General features: G+C 35.5%; 16 protein-coding genes. 11 read left to right on the forward strand and 5 right to left on the reverse strand.

The features are described from left to right. Positions 1-379 precede the first annotated feature (379 nt). Complete coding sequence (locus FH508_RS09535) at positions 380-763, reverse strand: sodium:proton antiporter (RefSeq protein WP_172771101.1); 384 nt, start codon at positions 761-763, stop codon at positions 380-382. Positions 764-1005: 242 nt separating this feature from the next. Here FH508_RS09535 and FH508_RS09540 point away from each other — a divergent pair, with 242 nt between their 5' ends. Both FH508_RS09540 and FH508_RS09545 read left to right on the forward strand, forming a co-directional pair. Further along, positions 1006-1629 (forward strand): LysE family translocator, encoded by a 624-nt coding sequence (locus FH508_RS09540; protein ID WP_172771102.1) that lies wholly within the window; start codon positions 1006-1008, stop codon positions 1627-1629. 14 nt (positions 1630-1643) lie between these two features. Further along, positions 1644-2441: a DUF1835 domain-containing protein gene (locus FH508_RS09545; RefSeq protein ID WP_172771103.1), complete on the forward strand. Its 798-nt coding sequence runs from the start codon at positions 1644-1646 to the stop codon at positions 2439-2441. Between the two features lie 73 nt (positions 2442-2514). On the opposite strand, the gene FH508_RS09550 is transcribed toward FH508_RS09545, so the two are convergent. Then, entirely contained in the window at positions 2515-3417 is a 903-nt protein-coding gene (locus FH508_RS09550) for a LysR family transcriptional regulator (protein ID WP_172771104.1), read from the reverse strand. 300 nt (positions 3418-3717) lie between these two features. Between FH508_RS09550 and FH508_RS09555 the strand changes: the two genes are divergently transcribed. The 3 genes from FH508_RS09555 to FH508_RS09565 all read left to right on the forward strand — a co-directional run bounded on the left by FH508_RS09555 (position 3718) and on the right by FH508_RS09565 (position 6932). After that, positions 3718-4470, forward strand: a complete 753-nt coding sequence (locus tag FH508_RS09555; RefSeq protein WP_172771105.1) for an alpha/beta hydrolase — start codon at positions 3718-3720, stop codon at positions 4468-4470. A gap of 353 nt (positions 4471-4823) precedes the next feature. Next, entirely contained in the window at positions 4824-6173 is a 1350-nt protein-coding gene (gene brnQ, locus FH508_RS09560; protein ID WP_139860524.1) for a branched-chain amino acid transport system II carrier protein, read from the forward strand. 126 nt (positions 6174-6299) lie between these two features. After that, complete coding sequence (locus FH508_RS09565; RefSeq protein ID WP_172771106.1) at positions 6300-6932, forward strand: LysE family translocator; 633 nt, start codon at positions 6300-6302, stop codon at positions 6930-6932. A 59-nt stretch (positions 6933-6991) separates the two neighbouring features. Here the strand turns inward: FH508_RS09565 and FH508_RS09570 are convergent, their stop codons facing one another. Continuing rightward, positions 6992-7750, reverse strand: coding sequence for an SDR family oxidoreductase (locus tag FH508_RS09570; RefSeq protein ID WP_172771107.1), 759 nt, complete (start codon positions 7748-7750; stop codon positions 6992-6994). A 229-nt stretch (positions 7751-7979) separates the two neighbouring features. Here FH508_RS09570 and FH508_RS09575 point away from each other — a divergent pair, with 229 nt between their 5' ends. Next, on the forward strand, positions 7980-8546 hold the full coding sequence (locus tag FH508_RS09575) for a TetR/AcrR family transcriptional regulator (RefSeq protein ID WP_172771108.1): 567 nt from the start codon (positions 7980-7982) through the stop codon (positions 8544-8546). 136 nt (positions 8547-8682) lie between these two features. Here the strand turns inward: FH508_RS09575 and FH508_RS09580 are convergent, their stop codons facing one another. Both FH508_RS09580 and FH508_RS09585 read right to left on the reverse strand, forming a co-directional pair. Then, complete coding sequence (locus FH508_RS09580; protein ID WP_172771109.1) at positions 8683-9885, reverse strand: YhgE/Pip domain-containing protein; 1203 nt, start codon at positions 9883-9885, stop codon at positions 8683-8685. A 52-nt stretch (positions 9886-9937) separates the two neighbouring features. Then, positions 9938-10519 carry a TetR/AcrR family transcriptional regulator gene (locus tag FH508_RS09585; protein WP_172771110.1) on the reverse strand — a complete coding sequence of 194 codons (582 nt, stop codon included), beginning with the start codon at positions 10517-10519 and terminating at the stop codon, positions 9938-9940. Positions 10520-10698: 179 nt separating this feature from the next. Here FH508_RS09585 and FH508_RS09590 point away from each other — a divergent pair, with 179 nt between their 5' ends. From FH508_RS09590 to FH508_RS09610, 5 genes are all read left to right on the forward strand, one after another. Continuing rightward, on the forward strand, positions 10699-11019 hold the full coding sequence (locus tag FH508_RS09590) for a PadR family transcriptional regulator (protein WP_172771111.1): 321 nt from the start codon (positions 10699-10701) through the stop codon (positions 11017-11019). Between the two features lie 27 nt (positions 11020-11046). Then, a complete protein-coding gene (locus FH508_RS09595) occupies positions 11047-11577 on the forward strand; it encodes a DUF2812 domain-containing protein (RefSeq protein WP_172771112.1) in 531 nt (176 codons plus the stop codon). 12 nt (positions 11578-11589) lie between these two features. Continuing rightward, positions 11590-12495 (forward strand): ABC transporter ATP-binding protein, encoded by a 906-nt coding sequence (locus tag FH508_RS09600; protein WP_172771113.1) that lies wholly within the window; start codon positions 11590-11592, stop codon positions 12493-12495. Then, positions 12473-13723 carry an ABC transporter permease gene (locus FH508_RS09605; protein WP_228134468.1) on the forward strand — a complete coding sequence of 417 codons (1251 nt, stop codon included), beginning with the start codon at positions 12473-12475 and terminating at the stop codon, positions 13721-13723. The genes FH508_RS09600 and FH508_RS09605 overlap by 23 nt, the downstream gene beginning before the upstream one ends. 278 nt (positions 13724-14001) lie before the next feature. Continuing rightward, entirely contained in the window at positions 14002-15171 is a 1170-nt protein-coding gene (locus FH508_RS09610; protein ID WP_172771115.1) for a toxic anion resistance protein, read from the forward strand. The last annotated feature ends 67 nt before the right edge of the window (positions 15172-15238 follow it).

Consider the following 15238-nt stretch of genomic DNA (forward strand, 5'->3'; position numbering starts at 1 on the left):
ACCACCTACATTGAATATCTTGAGATATTCCACTTTCCTCATAACGCTTGAGACTGCGCCTAGTTTTTGCTAGGACGTTTCACGAAGTAGGTTCTGTAGACTTTTTTGTACAATGCCTTGCAGCCGGTGGGCATCGCTCTCTTAGCAATTAGTTTCTACGTACTAGTCTTCGTTCGCTTTATTTTTATTGTTTTTTGTGCAGAGGTCCGTACCATATATAATGAAAACGGCACTCGTTCGCACTAGTAATTGAATAAAGAATGCACTACTTCTGTGAGTCTGTCAAGCTGAATAGAAAAAATCTGTATAAATGAGGACAAAAAGGTGAAGATCAGAACACTCGCATATTAAAATGAATGTCCTAATAATTTAAAAACGGTTATTTAAACCACCAAATGGCAACTAATAAAGGCAACATCGCCAAAATCATAACAAAGAAACTCCATAATAATTGTTTTCCTGTTGTCATATTTTTTGGCTTAATGCTCATTTTTTCATAGAGTTGATTGATGGCACGTTGCTCTTTTGCATAGAGCATTGACTGAAATGCATCATAATCTTGTATATAACTTGATGGGGGTCTTGGGCTAAAACGTAAATTTCGGATATCCTCTGTAATATCTTTTTCGCCAAGCCAATACGTAAGAACTGGTGCTAAGCCAGAAGATTGCATTGCTTGAACGTCGACATCATGTGTTTTCATTTTATAAAAAACATTCCCTTGCTCGTCCTCAAATTCTTGAACTATATCGCTTACTGCCATCGTCGGCTCCCCTCTTTTCCAATGCAATGTAAACTGAATATCTAGTGTTTATTATCATTATAATGCATAAACAAAGAAAATGTTGTTTGAACGAGCATTAATCGAAACAATAATTTTCTTGTAAAAAATTCTATATATAGTCATAAACTCACAACTAAAGTAGCGAGTGTCGTGTAGTATAATGAAAATAAAACCATTCTAATTATGTTTTTTTTTATAAGCAGTGGGAAGAAGGGGAAGAGTTGGAAATTTCAACGTTAGTGACGTTTTTAGGAGCAGCCATCATTTTAACGTTAATGCCAGGACCAGACAATTTATTTGTCCTTGCGCAAAGCATTACACAAGATAAAAAGGCAGGCATTGCTACTTCATTAGGCTTATGTACAGGTTTACTTGTGCATATCGGAGCTGCAGTTTTAGGAATCTCAGCTATTATTTATCAATCGACGGTCATCTTTTCGATTGTCAAATTTGCAGGCGCTGCCTATTTACTATATTTAGCATGGCAATCATTTCGAGCAAAGGATGATCCTTTTACATTGGATCAACAAAATATTCAAGCTTTAGGTTCGCTGTATCGTAAAGGAATTTTGATGAATGTCTTAAATCCAAAGGTTTCTTTATTTTTCTTAGCACTATTGCCACAGTTTGTAAACCCAATACATGGCCATGTGGCATTACAAATGCTTATTTTGGGTATTGTATTTTTAGTACAGGCACTTATTCTATTCTCGTTATTTAGTATTTTTGCGGGGAAAGTTAGAAAAGTCATTATAGGGAAGCCAGCAATTGCAAAACGTTTGAATATGGTACAAGGCATACTATTTACTTTTATCGGTATACAGATCGCACTAAGTAAACAATAAAAGGAGGAGGCTATATGGCAATTTTACATATTACCTTTAGTTTATCTGCACAAGGTTCTATTAAACACGCGATACGACAACACCATTTACAGCGAGAAGAGTCGGTCATTTGTGTCAATGATATTTTCTCGATTGGACCACTTACAAGTTTGGAAAATCGAAAGCAATGGTTAAATACTAATATTTTTAGAGATAAAGAAGAACGAGCATTATACGAAGACATTCATAAGATGTGGACGAGATCAATCGCAGGTATTCCTTGTGATATGGATGTATGGATTTGGTATAGCCAAAATACACATGAAGAAATTGGGTTACGCTATGTTATGAGTGAGTTTATAAATAAATGCAGCATGGTATTTGGTATAGATGCAACTGTTGCTTTAAAGCGAATTCATCCTGATATGTCCATTCACCATACAGGAGAATTATCAGCAGATATGCTTATGAAACTACGACCTGACGCTAAGCGCTTTTCATTGGAAGAGTGTCAGCGACTTGCTAAAGAATGGGAAGAACTCAAGCAAAACCCAAGTACATTGCGAGTTTGGCAAAATGGTGTTGTTTACGCAGAAGAGAATATTTACGATGCAACAATTATTGAATGTGCAAAAGATTTACAAGATAAAAACAAGGAGTTCTGGCTTTCACCAGCGACTGTCATTGGGCAAACTATCAATAAAAACGAGGACTACATGAGCGATGCCTTTTTAGAATATCGAATTTTTACGATGGCAAGGCAAGGGCTTTTTGAAATTAGCGGAGATACCACGGATATGTTTTCTTATCAAATTAAATATATAGGGGAGTAATGAATTTCCTTCAATCATAACTCTTCAAGTATAAATTAAAAGCGGAAGAATGCATAAATGCATCCTTCCGCTTTTAGTCGTTGTTTTTAGCAGGTCCCATTTTTTCATAATAATCAAAGACAAATTTCTGAAATTGTCGAGCGGAAGGTGAAAGGTAACGATTTTCAATCCAAGCCATTCCGATAATACGTTCACAGACCATATCTTCAACATGAATTTTTACGACTTTATTTGGATTAAGATCTTCATCATCAGGTAGTAGTGATACGCCAAGGCCAGCCCCTACAAATCCCGCAACGGTAGAGACCTCATCTCCTTCATAAGTAATTTTAGGCTTAATGCCTGCAGCATTTAATAATCGATCCGCAGTCCGTCGTAATGCATAGCCTTTTTTCATTAATACAAAATTTTCATTTTCTAGTTCCTTCATTGTAATGCTTTTCCGATTGGCAAGGTGATGATCAATCGGCACCATAATGTAAAGCTCATCTCGCCATAGTTCCTTCCAACATACAGGTGGTTCAGTGTTAATAGCTGCAAGTAGGCACAGATCGAGCTCACCAGCAAGTAGTTGTTTTAATTGTGAGTGTGAATAGTTTTGCGTGAAATGAAAGCGGATTTGCGGATGTTGCTGACGGAAAGCGCGGATCAAATCAGGTACAATACTTGTTCCAAGTGTATGTAAAAAGCCCAGTGACACGTCTCCAAGCTCAGGATTATTCAGCTCCTGTAATTCTAAAACTGCCTTTTCATATTCTTTGCGCATACGCTGCACACGATATAAAAACTGCTCTCCATAGCGATTTAGCATGATGGAGCGTCCTTGGCGGTCAAATAAAGGTACACCTAATTCCTCCTCAAGCTTAGAGATTGAGCGACTTAGTGCAGGCTGTGAAATAGCTAATACATCCGCAGCACGTGTCATATGTTCAAGTTTTGCTACCGTTGCAAAATATTCCAATTGTTGCCATTCCATTTTTTCCACCTCCATTAATAGTATTTCTATTAGTTACCTGCATTATAACGGTAAAAGTATAGGAAGTATAGGCAACGTGGAAAAATTTTATAAGGGAAAACAAAGTAATTTTAATAAAGTAATTTTTATTATTTCTAAGCATCCGCAAAGGGTGATTATACAAGGCTTCAACCTCACACCATTCATGCATGAAAAGTATCGAAACGATAAAAACTATAAATTGTACATTATGAATAAACGGTGTTAAGATAGACACATAAAATACACAAATACAAATTTCCGTGAAGGGGATATTATAAAATGAAGTTATCAAAGCCGCAACCTCTAACAATTGAGGGAGGCAAAAAAGCCGTACTATTACTGCATGGATTTACAGGTAGCACAAAAGATGTGAAAAAGCTAGGGGAATTTTTATCAACACGTGGTTATACAGTTCATGCACCTATTTATAGTGGTCATGGGGTAGAACCAGAAGCCCTACTTGAAACAAAGCCTGAAGACTGGTGGAATGATGTAGTAGAAGGCTACAACTTCCTAAAAAATAAAGGCCATGAAGAAATCGCAGTAGTAGGAATTTCACTTGGCGGTGTCTTTTCGTTAAAAGTAGCAGAGCAATTTCCTGTTAAAGGAGTTGTTGCCATGTGTGCGCCGATAACACGCGATAGCTCAAAAGGTTTATTTACACGTTTATATAATTACGCAAGACTATATAAACATTTTGAAAACAAATCAAAAGACCAAATTATTTCTGAATTACATGAATTACGAATTACACCAAAAGATTCCTTAGACGGTGTTACTCGTTTAACAGAAGAAACACGTGAAGATTTACCAGCAATTAAAGCACCAACTTTAGTATTGCAAGGATTATTAGACGATGAGCTATACCAACAAAGCGCTCCGTTTATTTTAGATACAGTTAAAACTGATGATAAAGAAATTATATGGTATGAAAATTCAGGTCATATCATTACATTAGATAAAGAACGTGAAAAAGTTTATGAAGATGTATATAATTTTTTAAACCATATTGAGTGGTCTGTTGCAAACTAAGAGCTGTCTTCTGACAGCTCTTTTCATTTTAAAATTTTTACTTATTAGCTAGCAACTGTGCATTTAGTAATCAACTTCGAAAAAACTATTGTTTTTATAATAAATGCCTGTTACCATAGTGAAATTGTAGTGAAAATTCATTCGATTTAACTTTTTTAGCATAATTCTCAAAACTGAGAAGTGAGACAAGCTAAAAATTGTCACTTGCACGAAGAGAAACGCTTAAACAGTTAAAGCCCTGGCGAATGCCCCAGATTTTTTAGAAGGCTTTTCGAGTAAGCACATAATAATCTGAATTGAATTACGCCAAGGTAATTTGCTATAGTCAAACACATCAAGGGAGCACATCAATTATGCAAAAGAAAATACCTTTTTCTACTTATGCAGTCATTGGCACAATGTTATTCGGACTGTATTTTGGAGCAGGGAACCTTATTTTTCCAATCCAACTTGGACAACTAGCAGGAACAAACTTCTGGTTTGCACTGATCGGCTTTTTAGTTACAGCAATCGGTTTGCCATTTTTGGGCATTTTAGCGATTGGTTTATCGGGCAGTAATGGTCTGCGTGATTTAGCGAGCCGTATTCATCCTTTATTTGGCGTTATTTTTTCACTAGCGCTATACTTAACAATTGGTCCCTTTTTTGCAATTCCTCGAACTGCGACAGTACCATTTGTCGTTGGCTTTGAACCATATATTAGTGCGGAGCATACAACAATTTTATTAGCCGTATTTAGCTTCATATTTTTTGCAATAGTCTATTATTTCTCATTAAATCCAGCGAAAATTATGGATTATATCGGTAAGGTTTTAACACCAGCCTTTTTAGTCGTATTATTTATATTAATTATTATCAGTATTGTGAAGCCGATGGGGCATTTCCAACAGCCAATAGGTGACTATATCCAGTCTTCCTTTATGACAGGTTTTAAAGAAGGCTACAATACGATGGATGCATTAGCATCATTAGCATTTGGTATTGTCGTAATTAATGCTATTAAAAATGCGGGTATTACTGATCGGAAAGAAATTGCTAAGGCAACATGGAAATCGGGTATTTTCGCGATGGCATTAATGACTTTAATCTATGGGCTCATTACGTATATGGGTGCATCTAGTATTGAAGCTGTCGGAACATTTGATAACGGTGGTTTAATTTTTGCAGCAGTAGCAGACCATTATTTCGGCTCATTTGGTGCTATTTTATTGGCAGTAATTATTGTACTAGCTTGTTTAAAAACTAGTATTGGCTTAATTACTTCTTGTAGTGAATTTTTCCATGAAGTTTTCCCGAAAATTAGCTATAAATGGTTTGTTTTCATTTTGTGCGTAGTATCATTTTCAATAGCCAACTTTGGTTTGAATAATATTATTCAATTTGCTATTCCAGTGCTAATGTTCTTATATCCACTTGCGATTGTTCTTATTTTACTAGCCTTAAGCTCTTCATTATTTAACAATAAGCAAGCCGTTTATGCATCTGCAATGTTCTTAACATTTTTTGTTAGCCTAATTGACGGCTACAATGCACTAGTAAATAGTATGCCTGCTGCAAAATTAAGTGTATTGGATTCAGTAGCAGAGCTGTATTCAAATATATTACCTTTATATGATATTGGTTTAGGTTGGATATTACCAGCTGTAGTTGGTGTCATTATTGGATTAGCAATGCCTTCAAAAAAAGTAGCAACAATTAACTAAAACATGCAAAAGCACACACATACAAAAAATGAATGTGTGTGCTTTTATATAAGAAAATATTATATGAAGAAAATTTATTTAATTTAATTTATAATGATACTTAGTATTGTTTTAAGGAGTGAGCATATGCATGAGATTTGGATGTTTACAGCAGTGGCATTGATGATTGTTATGGTGCCAGGGGTGGATTCACTGCTAGTGTTAAAAAATACAATCATACATGGAAAGAAAGCAGGCTTTTTTACAATGGTGGGGATTATTCTTGCCCTTGTCGTTTGGACAACCCTTGCTGTATTAGGACTAGCTACGATTATTTCTAAATCAATGGTCGTATTTTTAACGATAAAATATGCAGGTGCTGCTTATTTAATCTATTTAGGCATTCAATCTTGGCGTGCTAGAGCACAAAATATGATGTTGCAAGAGGAGCTACCTATAGAGATAGATGGAGAAAAAAACGTATCGTTTAGCTGTATGACTCAAGGCATTACGACAGATCTATTAAACCCAAAAACATTGCTTTTATATGTAACATTAATGCCACAATTTATTCAGCCAAATTTTAATATTAACACTCAATTAATCGTGTTGGCAGGCATTTTAATCGCGTTATCGATTGTCTGGTTAGGCATTGTGATACTCGTTATGAATGTTATTCGAAAATGGTTTATGAAACAGACAGTGCAGGCAATATTTAATAAAATTACAGGCGTTATGTTAGTTGGAATTGGCATACGCATTGCAACAGAAAAAGCATAAAGCTCGAAAAAAGCACGCAAAGGTCATGTATGTCCCTTTGCGTGCTTTTTATATAGGGTTTAGTAAGCAGTCCATCCACCATCAACGGCAATGACTTGTCCATTCACAAAGCTTGCTTCATCTGAGCCTAAGAAAATAGCAAGTTGAGCTATTTCTTCTGGTTGTCCAGCACGTGGATTGATTGCTAATCCTAGTGACTGACGAGCCGCACCAACTTCGCTCATATTCGTCATTGATGCAGCGATATTTGTCATAACAGCTCCTGGTGCAATACCATTACAACGGATGTTTTGGTTTGCATACATAAATGCTGTATTTTTTGTTAAACCAACTACCGCATGTTTAGATGCTGTATAGGCAGCGCCAGCACGTGCACCATATAATCCGCCAGCAGAAATATTATTAACGAAAACACCATGTCCTTGCTCTAGGAAAATCTTTGTTGCCATGCGCATTGAACGCATAACAGCAGTTGTGTTTACCGCAAATACTTTATCCCAACGCTCGTCCGAAATCTCAGCAACAGGTTCCATACCATCCATAATGCCCGCATTGTTAACTAAAATATCTAATTTACCATATGCACTTTTTGTTTCATCAAATAAGTGTTGCATGTCTTCAGTTGAAGCGACATTTGTTTGTATAGCAATAGCTGTGCCGCCATTTGCTTGAATACTATCCGCAACAGCCTTTGCTCCGTCTAAATTTAAATCAGAAACAACAACTTTAGCACCTTCTTTTGCATAACCTTCTGCAATTGCTTTTCCCATTCCTGAAGCTGCTCCCGTAACGATTGCTACTTTACCTTCTAATCTCATGTCAAAAGACCTCCTATTAGATCGAATTTTCCTGAGGACAAAGTTACTTTGTCCGAATGCTTAACCAGAAGTAATGATACATGGGCATCTATTACCACTGGTTATGTATTGAACATGTGTTCATTAAAATATTATAATACTCATGTAAGCGATTTCAATATGCAGAATTCGTAGAACTGTTCAGTAATCAACACATTTAAAATATTTGTACAATAAGGGGGTAAAAATTTTGACCATTCATGATTTGCGGGTAGTTAAAACAAAACAAGCGTTACATAATGCCTTGCTTACTTTGTTAAGTCATAAACCGCTAGAAAATATCTCGATTGCTGAAATATGTCGTGTGGCCAATGTAAATAGGGGTACATTTTATTTGCACTATGAACAAAAAGAGAAACTGTTCGAGGAATATTTTCAGGAAATTGTCGAGGATTTATATAATTCCTATGAGGAACCATATCGTGTAGCATCGACGACTATTATTAAAAATAAGCTAGATCCAAATACAATTCGTATTTTTCATCATATAGAACGGTTTAAACTATTTTATCGAATCGTCTTTTCGAAAAATGTACCGTTAACCTATTATTATATGTTATTTGATGAAATCCAATCGTTATTAAAAAGAGACTTAGCACAAAATAAAATTGGAAAAATAAAAACGGATTTCTATAGTGCCTATCAAGCAAATGCAATTATTGGCATAATTATTGAATGGTACCGTCATGATTTTAAAGAAAGTGCGATTGAACTAAATCAGCAGCTTGCGGCAATTTTACGTTTTGATGAAAGTTAAGACAATTATCGATAAATCTAGGAAAACGCCGATTAAACAGTGATAATTTCCAGTATTTAATTGAATCTTAGCAAAAAAGTGTTCGATTGATAATAGCCAATCAAACACTTTTTCATTTTGTCCAAGCTTTTTTGTTCTATTGCTGAAGGCTAGGCACGCTTGGATTTTGTTCTATTTTAGATTTTTTAAGGGCAACGGCAATACTTGCAATGACTAGTGTGACAGCAATGATAATAGCTAACGAACTGCTATTATTTCTTAGACTTTCTGAGCTACCGCCAAAAATGATTGTATAGTAGCCGTCTGCGCCGTAAGTTGCTGGTAATAGGGAAGCGAGGCGATGGTAAAAGTCTGAAAGCATAGCATTTGGTACGAGTACGCCAGAAGTAACAAGCTGTAGCGAAAGTGCGCAAATATTAAAGACCATGCCAAGATTACCAAAGACGATAACAAAGACTTGTGCTAAACATAGAAAAGCCCAAAACATGAAAGCTTGGAAAAAGTAAATAGTGAAAAAGTTTTCCGCACTCGAAATAGAAAATAGATGCATCAATCCAATCGTTAGTAATGGAAGAATAAAAGCAACAGCAATATTTACAAGCTGTCTAGCGAAAAATAAAGACCATTTTGAAACAGTATGTTGTACGATTTCTGCTGCCTGCTGATGTTGCATAATCATTACCATTGCTCCGACAAATGATGAAATAATGACCATTAATGGCACAAAATTTGCTGCAAATCCTTTGACCTCATTTGTTTTAATTATAGTAGATTTAACTGTTTGGTCTTTTACACTCATAATGGTAGTGGCAACAGTATCTTGAATTTTTAATGCTGTATTTTGTTCCAAAGGTAGCTGAGAAAACTGCTGTGAAAATGTCTTTATTATCTCTCCTTGTTGTAGAGGATACAGACTATGATTGACTTCCTCTGTAGCTTGTTTTGCTACGCTCTCCATCATTGTTTTAGCAAGACTTGCGTTCGCTTGATTTATGGAATAAATAATGTTAGCTTCTGCTCCTGCCTGTATTTGAGCTGAAAAATCAGCTGGAATGTGAATGATCATATTTATATGACGTTGATTCAAATCCTTTTCTGCTTGTTCAATTGAAGTGAAATCTTTCGTTGCAAATGGCAATGATTCCTTTAATCCGTTTATCACTTCTTGACCAACGGATGAATCGTCACTAATAATGCCAATCGTTAAATTTTCTGCTCGATCATTTATACCGTCGTATGCGGTCATCCAAATGGTAAAAAATATTAATTGAAAAGCAATAGTAACAAAAATGCCAATATAAGTTTCACGGATGTTAAATAACGCCTGTAATGCTTTCATAATAAACCTCCTATAAGTAAGTGCTTACTTGCATTTTGAAGAAAAATTTTTTCTAGGAAATTAATCCCCTAGAAAAAATTGCAACACTTGTGTTAATGAGTTCTTCAGTTGGTAGGGTAGATACGGTAGTACCTAATCGAGCTCGTGAAATAAAGTGACCAAAATTCAGGGCAATAAGAGATAGTGCAGCGGCTTCAAAGTTGACCTCACGGATTTTCCCTTTATGGTGCATCTCCTCGAAATACTGAATTAACTCATTTTTGAAGATAAGGGGAACTGTTGCTATTTCATTACTGATTTCTGGAAATTGCATTGATTCCTTAAAACCAATCATCACAAGGTCCTTTATGGACATCATATATTCAAAATATTTCATTGAAAAATGGTTTAAATCTTTTTCTAAATCCCATGTCACCTCTTCATGCATCATTTTTTGCAAAATAGGATTATAGGAAAATCTATCCACAATGGTTTTTAGAATCCCTTGTTTATTGCCAAAGTGGCGGAAAATCGTTACTTCATTGACTTGTGCTAAGTCGGCAATTGCCTTCGTTGTCGCTGCGGTGTAGCCCTTTTCACTAATTAACTGAATCGCTGCTTCGATGATTCGTTCTGCTGTTTCTTTTGTTGTCAATAAAAAACAACCTCCAATGCAAGTGGTTACTTACATGTTACCATGAGTAATTTCTAATAGCAATAGCTTAAAATCAATCAATCGTTAGTTTTGTCATTGACAACTATATCGGGCGCTGATATATTTTATTTATATCGTCAGTCGATATATTGTTTGGCGATATAGAGGGAGGTATTTTAATGACACAAGCACAGGAATATCCGCCTTTAACAGAGGGGGTTTATTATATTTTATTAGCATTATTCGAAGCACGACATGGCTATGGCATTATGCAATTAGTTGAAGAAATGAGTAAAGGTCGTGTTCGTCTTGGTGCAGGCACGATATATGGCGCTATTAAAACATTGTTGGAACGACAATGGATCGAAGCATTAGATGGTGATGGGCGTAAGAAGGAATATATAATTACGGAAAGTGGGAAAAATGTAATAGAATATGAAATTTTACGATTAAGGGAACTTTTTGACAATGGTATCCGTATAACAAATGGAAAAGCCTAAAACGCATTTTTTATAAGAGGTGTTGATATGAAAAAAATTAAATTTCGCTTCTTTTTGGACTATGAGAAAGAAGAGAAATGGGTTAATGAAATGGCTGCGCAAGGCTGGCATTTACGAAGAAATATAATTAGCTTCTTTGTATTCGAACAAGGCGAGCCTGGAAAGTATATTTATCGAAATGAATTAGTAGTTGGTGAAAAGAAAGATTATTGCGAATTTTTAGAATCGTTGAATATTGAATGCATTTCTAAATTTGGTGTGTGGGCATATTATCGTAAAGAAGCAGCTGATGGAGCATTTGAATTATACTCAGATGCACCTTCTAAAATAAAATATTTAAAATCAATTAGTAGGCTGTTTATTCCAATGGCTATTCTTAGTATTTTAATAGGTTTTTTCAATATATTTACGGGGCTAACAGCGTCACCAGTAGCGTTTATGTCTATTAATCTTGGTTTTTTGAATGTCTTTTTAGGGCTTTTAATGTATGTACCGATTAGAAAAATTCAAAAACGAAAAAAGCATCTAGAACTTGATTTACATATATTTGAAGGGTAAGGAGGATAAAGGATGACATTACAATTACAGCATGTCACAAAAAAATACAAAGATTTCACAGCGGTTGATAATTTAAATTTTACAATTGAAAAAGGGGAGATTTTTGGACTTATTGGTCAAAACGGGGCGGGCAAGACAACGACATTCCGTATGATTTTAGATTTACAGGAAACAACAGCTGGCACAATATCATGGAATGGCAAGCCCGTTAATTCAATCAACCGTGATGTTCTTGGCTATTTGCCCGAAGAACGAGGCATTTTCCCTACAATGAAAGTTGAGGAGCAACTTTACTTTTTTGGAGAGCTACGAGGGATGAAAAAAGCAGAGCTTCAGAAGGATATTGATTTTTGGATTAGCCGTTTTGATTTAGAAGAAAAACGTAAAGATAAAGCGGAAACGTTGTCCAAAGGAAATCAACAAAAGGTACAGTTAATTGCAAGCTTTATTCATAAACCACAGTTTTTAATTTTAGATGAGCCTTTTAGTGGTCTCGACCCAGTTAATAAAGACTTACTAAAAGATGCCATTTTACTGCTAAAAGAACAAGGAACAACGATATTATTTTCAAGTCATCAAATGGATAATGTCGAAGAACTTTGCGATCATTTATGTCTTTTAAAGCGGGGCGTTTCACTTTTTTCTGGCAGTTTATTAGATTTAAAGAAACAGTATGGTAAAACGAAGCTGTCTGTACGAACGCATTACTCTACAACCGAATTACTTAAGCTGGAAGGGGTTAAAGACGTACGTGTAGAAAAAGAGCAAACGGTGTTAACGCTAGAGGATGAGCATTATGCTGAAAGTATTTTCCAATATTTATCTGCAGGTAAGTACATTGAAAAATTTAGTTTAGACTATTTAACACTGGATGAAATTTTTAAAGATAAGGTAGGTGGCAGCGTTGTCGAAATTTAGTTTGTTAATGAAGCAATTATATAAATCAAAATTGAAATCAAAATCGTTTATTTTAATGACGCTTTTATATGTACTTGCAATGTCTGTTGCTATTTTTTGGTCAGATATAAAGGAACTTTTTACTGGTAACGATGAAGCGCAGCAAATCGCGATTGTTAATGATACATCAGCCGATTTAAACGGAATATTTGTATCAAATAGTGATATGGCGTTTATTCAAGATGAGACAAATATAGAGAAGTTAGAGCAAAAAGTAAAAGATGGGGAACTTGCTGCTATTGTGGAAGTAAGTGATCAGAACGGTCAGTTGCATGCAGAAATTTCAACATTTAAGCCTTTGAAATTAAATGATCAATCAACGATTTCTTCGTTATTGCAATATGCTGGGCAGCATTACGCTGTACAAAAACTATCTTTATCTTCAGAACAAGCAGCGCAAATCATGGCTGCCAAAACGATTATATCAAATAAAAATTTAAATGAAGAAACGACTGGTGGGAAAAGTGAGGAAGAAAAACAATCTGGGCTATGGGTATCCTATGCTGTTGGTATATTGATATACTTCTTTATTTCCACATTCTTATCAATGATTACAACTGAAATTGCTTCTGAAAAAGGCTCACGCGCTATGGAAATGCTATTAGTAAGTGTGAAACCTGCTACGCATTTTAAAGCAAAAATCGCAGGTGTTCTGCTGCTGGCCATGACACAAATGGCGATAATTGCAGTAGTCTTCCTAATCTACGCAAAGTTCGCAAAAGACGGCGTTATTTGGGAAATGGCGGCAAGTATTGTGAAGGAATTATCGCTCGGCTATGTGCTGTATGCAATTCTATTTTTACTGCTAACAATTGTATTGTACTTAATTGTCGGTGCATTATTCGGCTCATTAGTGTCTAAAGTTGAAGAAGCAGGTCAAGTGCTAATGCCTGCAATGATGATTACCCTAATTGGTTTTTATGTAATGCTGTCGGGCATCGGTAATCCCGATACGATTATTATTAAAATTTTCTCTTATATTCCGTTCACATCAGGAATGGTGATGCCAATGCGTATTGGTGCGACAGATATAGGGGTAATTGAGCCATTACTATCACTTGGCATTTTAATTGTGACAATTATAGTAGCATATTTATTTAGCTTATCATTCTATAAACGTAGCGTCTTAACATATAGTACAGGCGGCGTAATTCAAAAGTTCAAAACGGTATTAAAAGTAACAACATAATGAATGATGGAAAGCAGCTATACATGTAGCTGCTTTTTTAATAAATTGTTTAAAAATTGTTTGAGAATTGTTTGAGTGCCTGTCACTAGAAAGAAACAGCAGTCGAATTTTTAGTTCAAACAAGCTATACTTGGGAAGAAGGAATGATGGACTTTATGGCAAATGAAGCTAAACAGTCTTTCCATTAGACTGAAACTTTAACTAACGCGAAAGAGGTGAAACTTTTTCATCTACTATTCGTATGTAATAGAAGAGATTAATCGCAGGGGGTATTACTTATGTCTGAAATGAACAATGACCTATTTAAATCAAAAGATCCATTCGCAACTGAAAATCCACTTTTACAACCGAATCCAATAACGCATGTTGAATCAGTGCAAACACCGACATTGGTTTCTGAGCAAGAGCTATCACAAATTGCACAAAACCAGCTTATTTTAAAGAAGGACCCAGAAGTTCATGCGCTTGCTCAAAAAATAGACGTAAAAGATCAAATTGCTATGTTAGAGCTAGGAAAAGAAACGGCGAATGGCATTTCTACTTTTTCAGATAAAATGTTGGCGACAATGAAAGCTAGTAAGCTTGAAGAATCCAGTGTACTATTAAATAACTTAAATAAAGTGATGGATAAATTTGATCCACAAGATTTTGCAGAAGAGAAAAAAGCAGGCTTCCTTACAAAGCTGTTTAACAAAGGCAAAGAACAGTTAGAACGATTTTTATCAAAATATGACAGCATGAATAAAGAAGTTGACGTAATATACCGTGAAATTCAAAAGTATGAAGTTGAAATGAAACGCAATACGATAGACCTCGAAAATTTATACGACCAAAACTTAGACTATTTCCAAACATTAAGTAAATTTATTGCGGCAATTGAAGTAAAGGCCGATGAAGTTCGTACAGCGTTACCAATGTTAGAGCAAAAAGCCCAAACAGGTGACCAACTAGCTGCAATGGAATTCGAAACGATGCAACGTGCCGTAGAATTACTTGAGCAACGACGCTATGATTTAGAAATGGCACAGCAAGTATCATTCCAATCTGCTCCACAAATTCGCCTAATGCAGCAAGGTAATAACCATTTAATTGGTAAAATAAACTCTGCATTTGTAACGACTATTCCAATTTTTAAACAAGGTTTAATTCACGCTGTAACATTAAAGCGTCAAAAGCTTATTTCAGATTCAATGAGTGAGCTAGATCGCCGCACAAATGAAATGCTTGTGCGCAATGCAGAAAACATTAGCAAAAACAGTGTTAATATTGCACGCGCTGCTGGTAGCCCAAGCATTAAAATCGAAACAATTGAAACTACATGGCAAACAATTATGGCTGGCATTCAAGAAACAAAGCAAATCCAAGCAGAAACAGCAAGAAACCGCGAGGAAGGCCGAAAACGTATCGAAAAATTACAGCTTGAATATGAAAAATTAAAAAAAATGTAACATGAACAAAAGACAGGAAGCAAACTCGCTTGTATCGAGTTTGCGTCCTGTCTTTTTATTAATGGAA

Origin of the sequence: Lysinibacillus sp. CD3-6, from assembly GCF_006351725.2 — a bacterium.
Lineage (GTDB): Bacteria > Bacillota > Bacilli > Bacillales_A > Planococcaceae > Lysinibacillus.

What these genes read in the sequence shown, in the direction of transcription:
- FH508_RS09535 (WP_172771101.1), bottom strand. Translation starts at nt 763, where the DNA reads ATGGCAGTAAGCGATATAGTTCAAGAATTTGAGGACGAGCAAGGGAAT.
- FH508_RS09545 (WP_172771103.1), top strand. Translation starts at nt 1,644, where the DNA reads ATGGCAATTTTACATATTACCTTTAGTTTATCTGCACAAGGTTCTATT.
- FH508_RS09550 (WP_172771104.1), bottom strand. Translation starts at nt 3,417, where the DNA reads ATGGAATGGCAACAATTGGAATATTTTGCAACGGTAGCAAAACTTGAA.
- FH508_RS09555 (WP_172771105.1), top strand. Translation starts at nt 3,718, where the DNA reads ATGAAGTTATCAAAGCCGCAACCTCTAACAATTGAGGGAGGCAAAAAA.
- brnQ (WP_139860524.1), top strand. Translation starts at nt 4,824, where the DNA reads ATGCAAAAGAAAATACCTTTTTCTACTTATGCAGTCATTGGCACAATG.
- FH508_RS09565 (WP_172771106.1), top strand. Translation starts at nt 6,300, where the DNA reads ATGCATGAGATTTGGATGTTTACAGCAGTGGCATTGATGATTGTTATG.
- FH508_RS09570 (WP_172771107.1), bottom strand. Translation starts at nt 7,750, where the DNA reads ATGAGATTAGAAGGTAAAGTAGCAATCGTTACGGGAGCAGCTTCAGGA.
- FH508_RS09580 (WP_172771109.1), bottom strand. Translation starts at nt 9,885, where the DNA reads ATGAAAGCATTACAGGCGTTATTTAACATCCGTGAAACTTATATTGGC.
- FH508_RS09590 (WP_172771111.1), top strand. Translation starts at nt 10,699, where the DNA reads ATGACACAAGCACAGGAATATCCGCCTTTAACAGAGGGGGTTTATTAT.
- FH508_RS09595 (WP_172771112.1), top strand. Translation starts at nt 11,047, where the DNA reads ATGAAAAAAATTAAATTTCGCTTCTTTTTGGACTATGAGAAAGAAGAG.
- FH508_RS09600 (WP_172771113.1), top strand. Translation starts at nt 11,590, where the DNA reads ATGACATTACAATTACAGCATGTCACAAAAAAATACAAAGATTTCACA.
- FH508_RS09610 (WP_172771115.1), top strand. Translation starts at nt 14,002, where the DNA reads ATGTCTGAAATGAACAATGACCTATTTAAATCAAAAGATCCATTCGCA.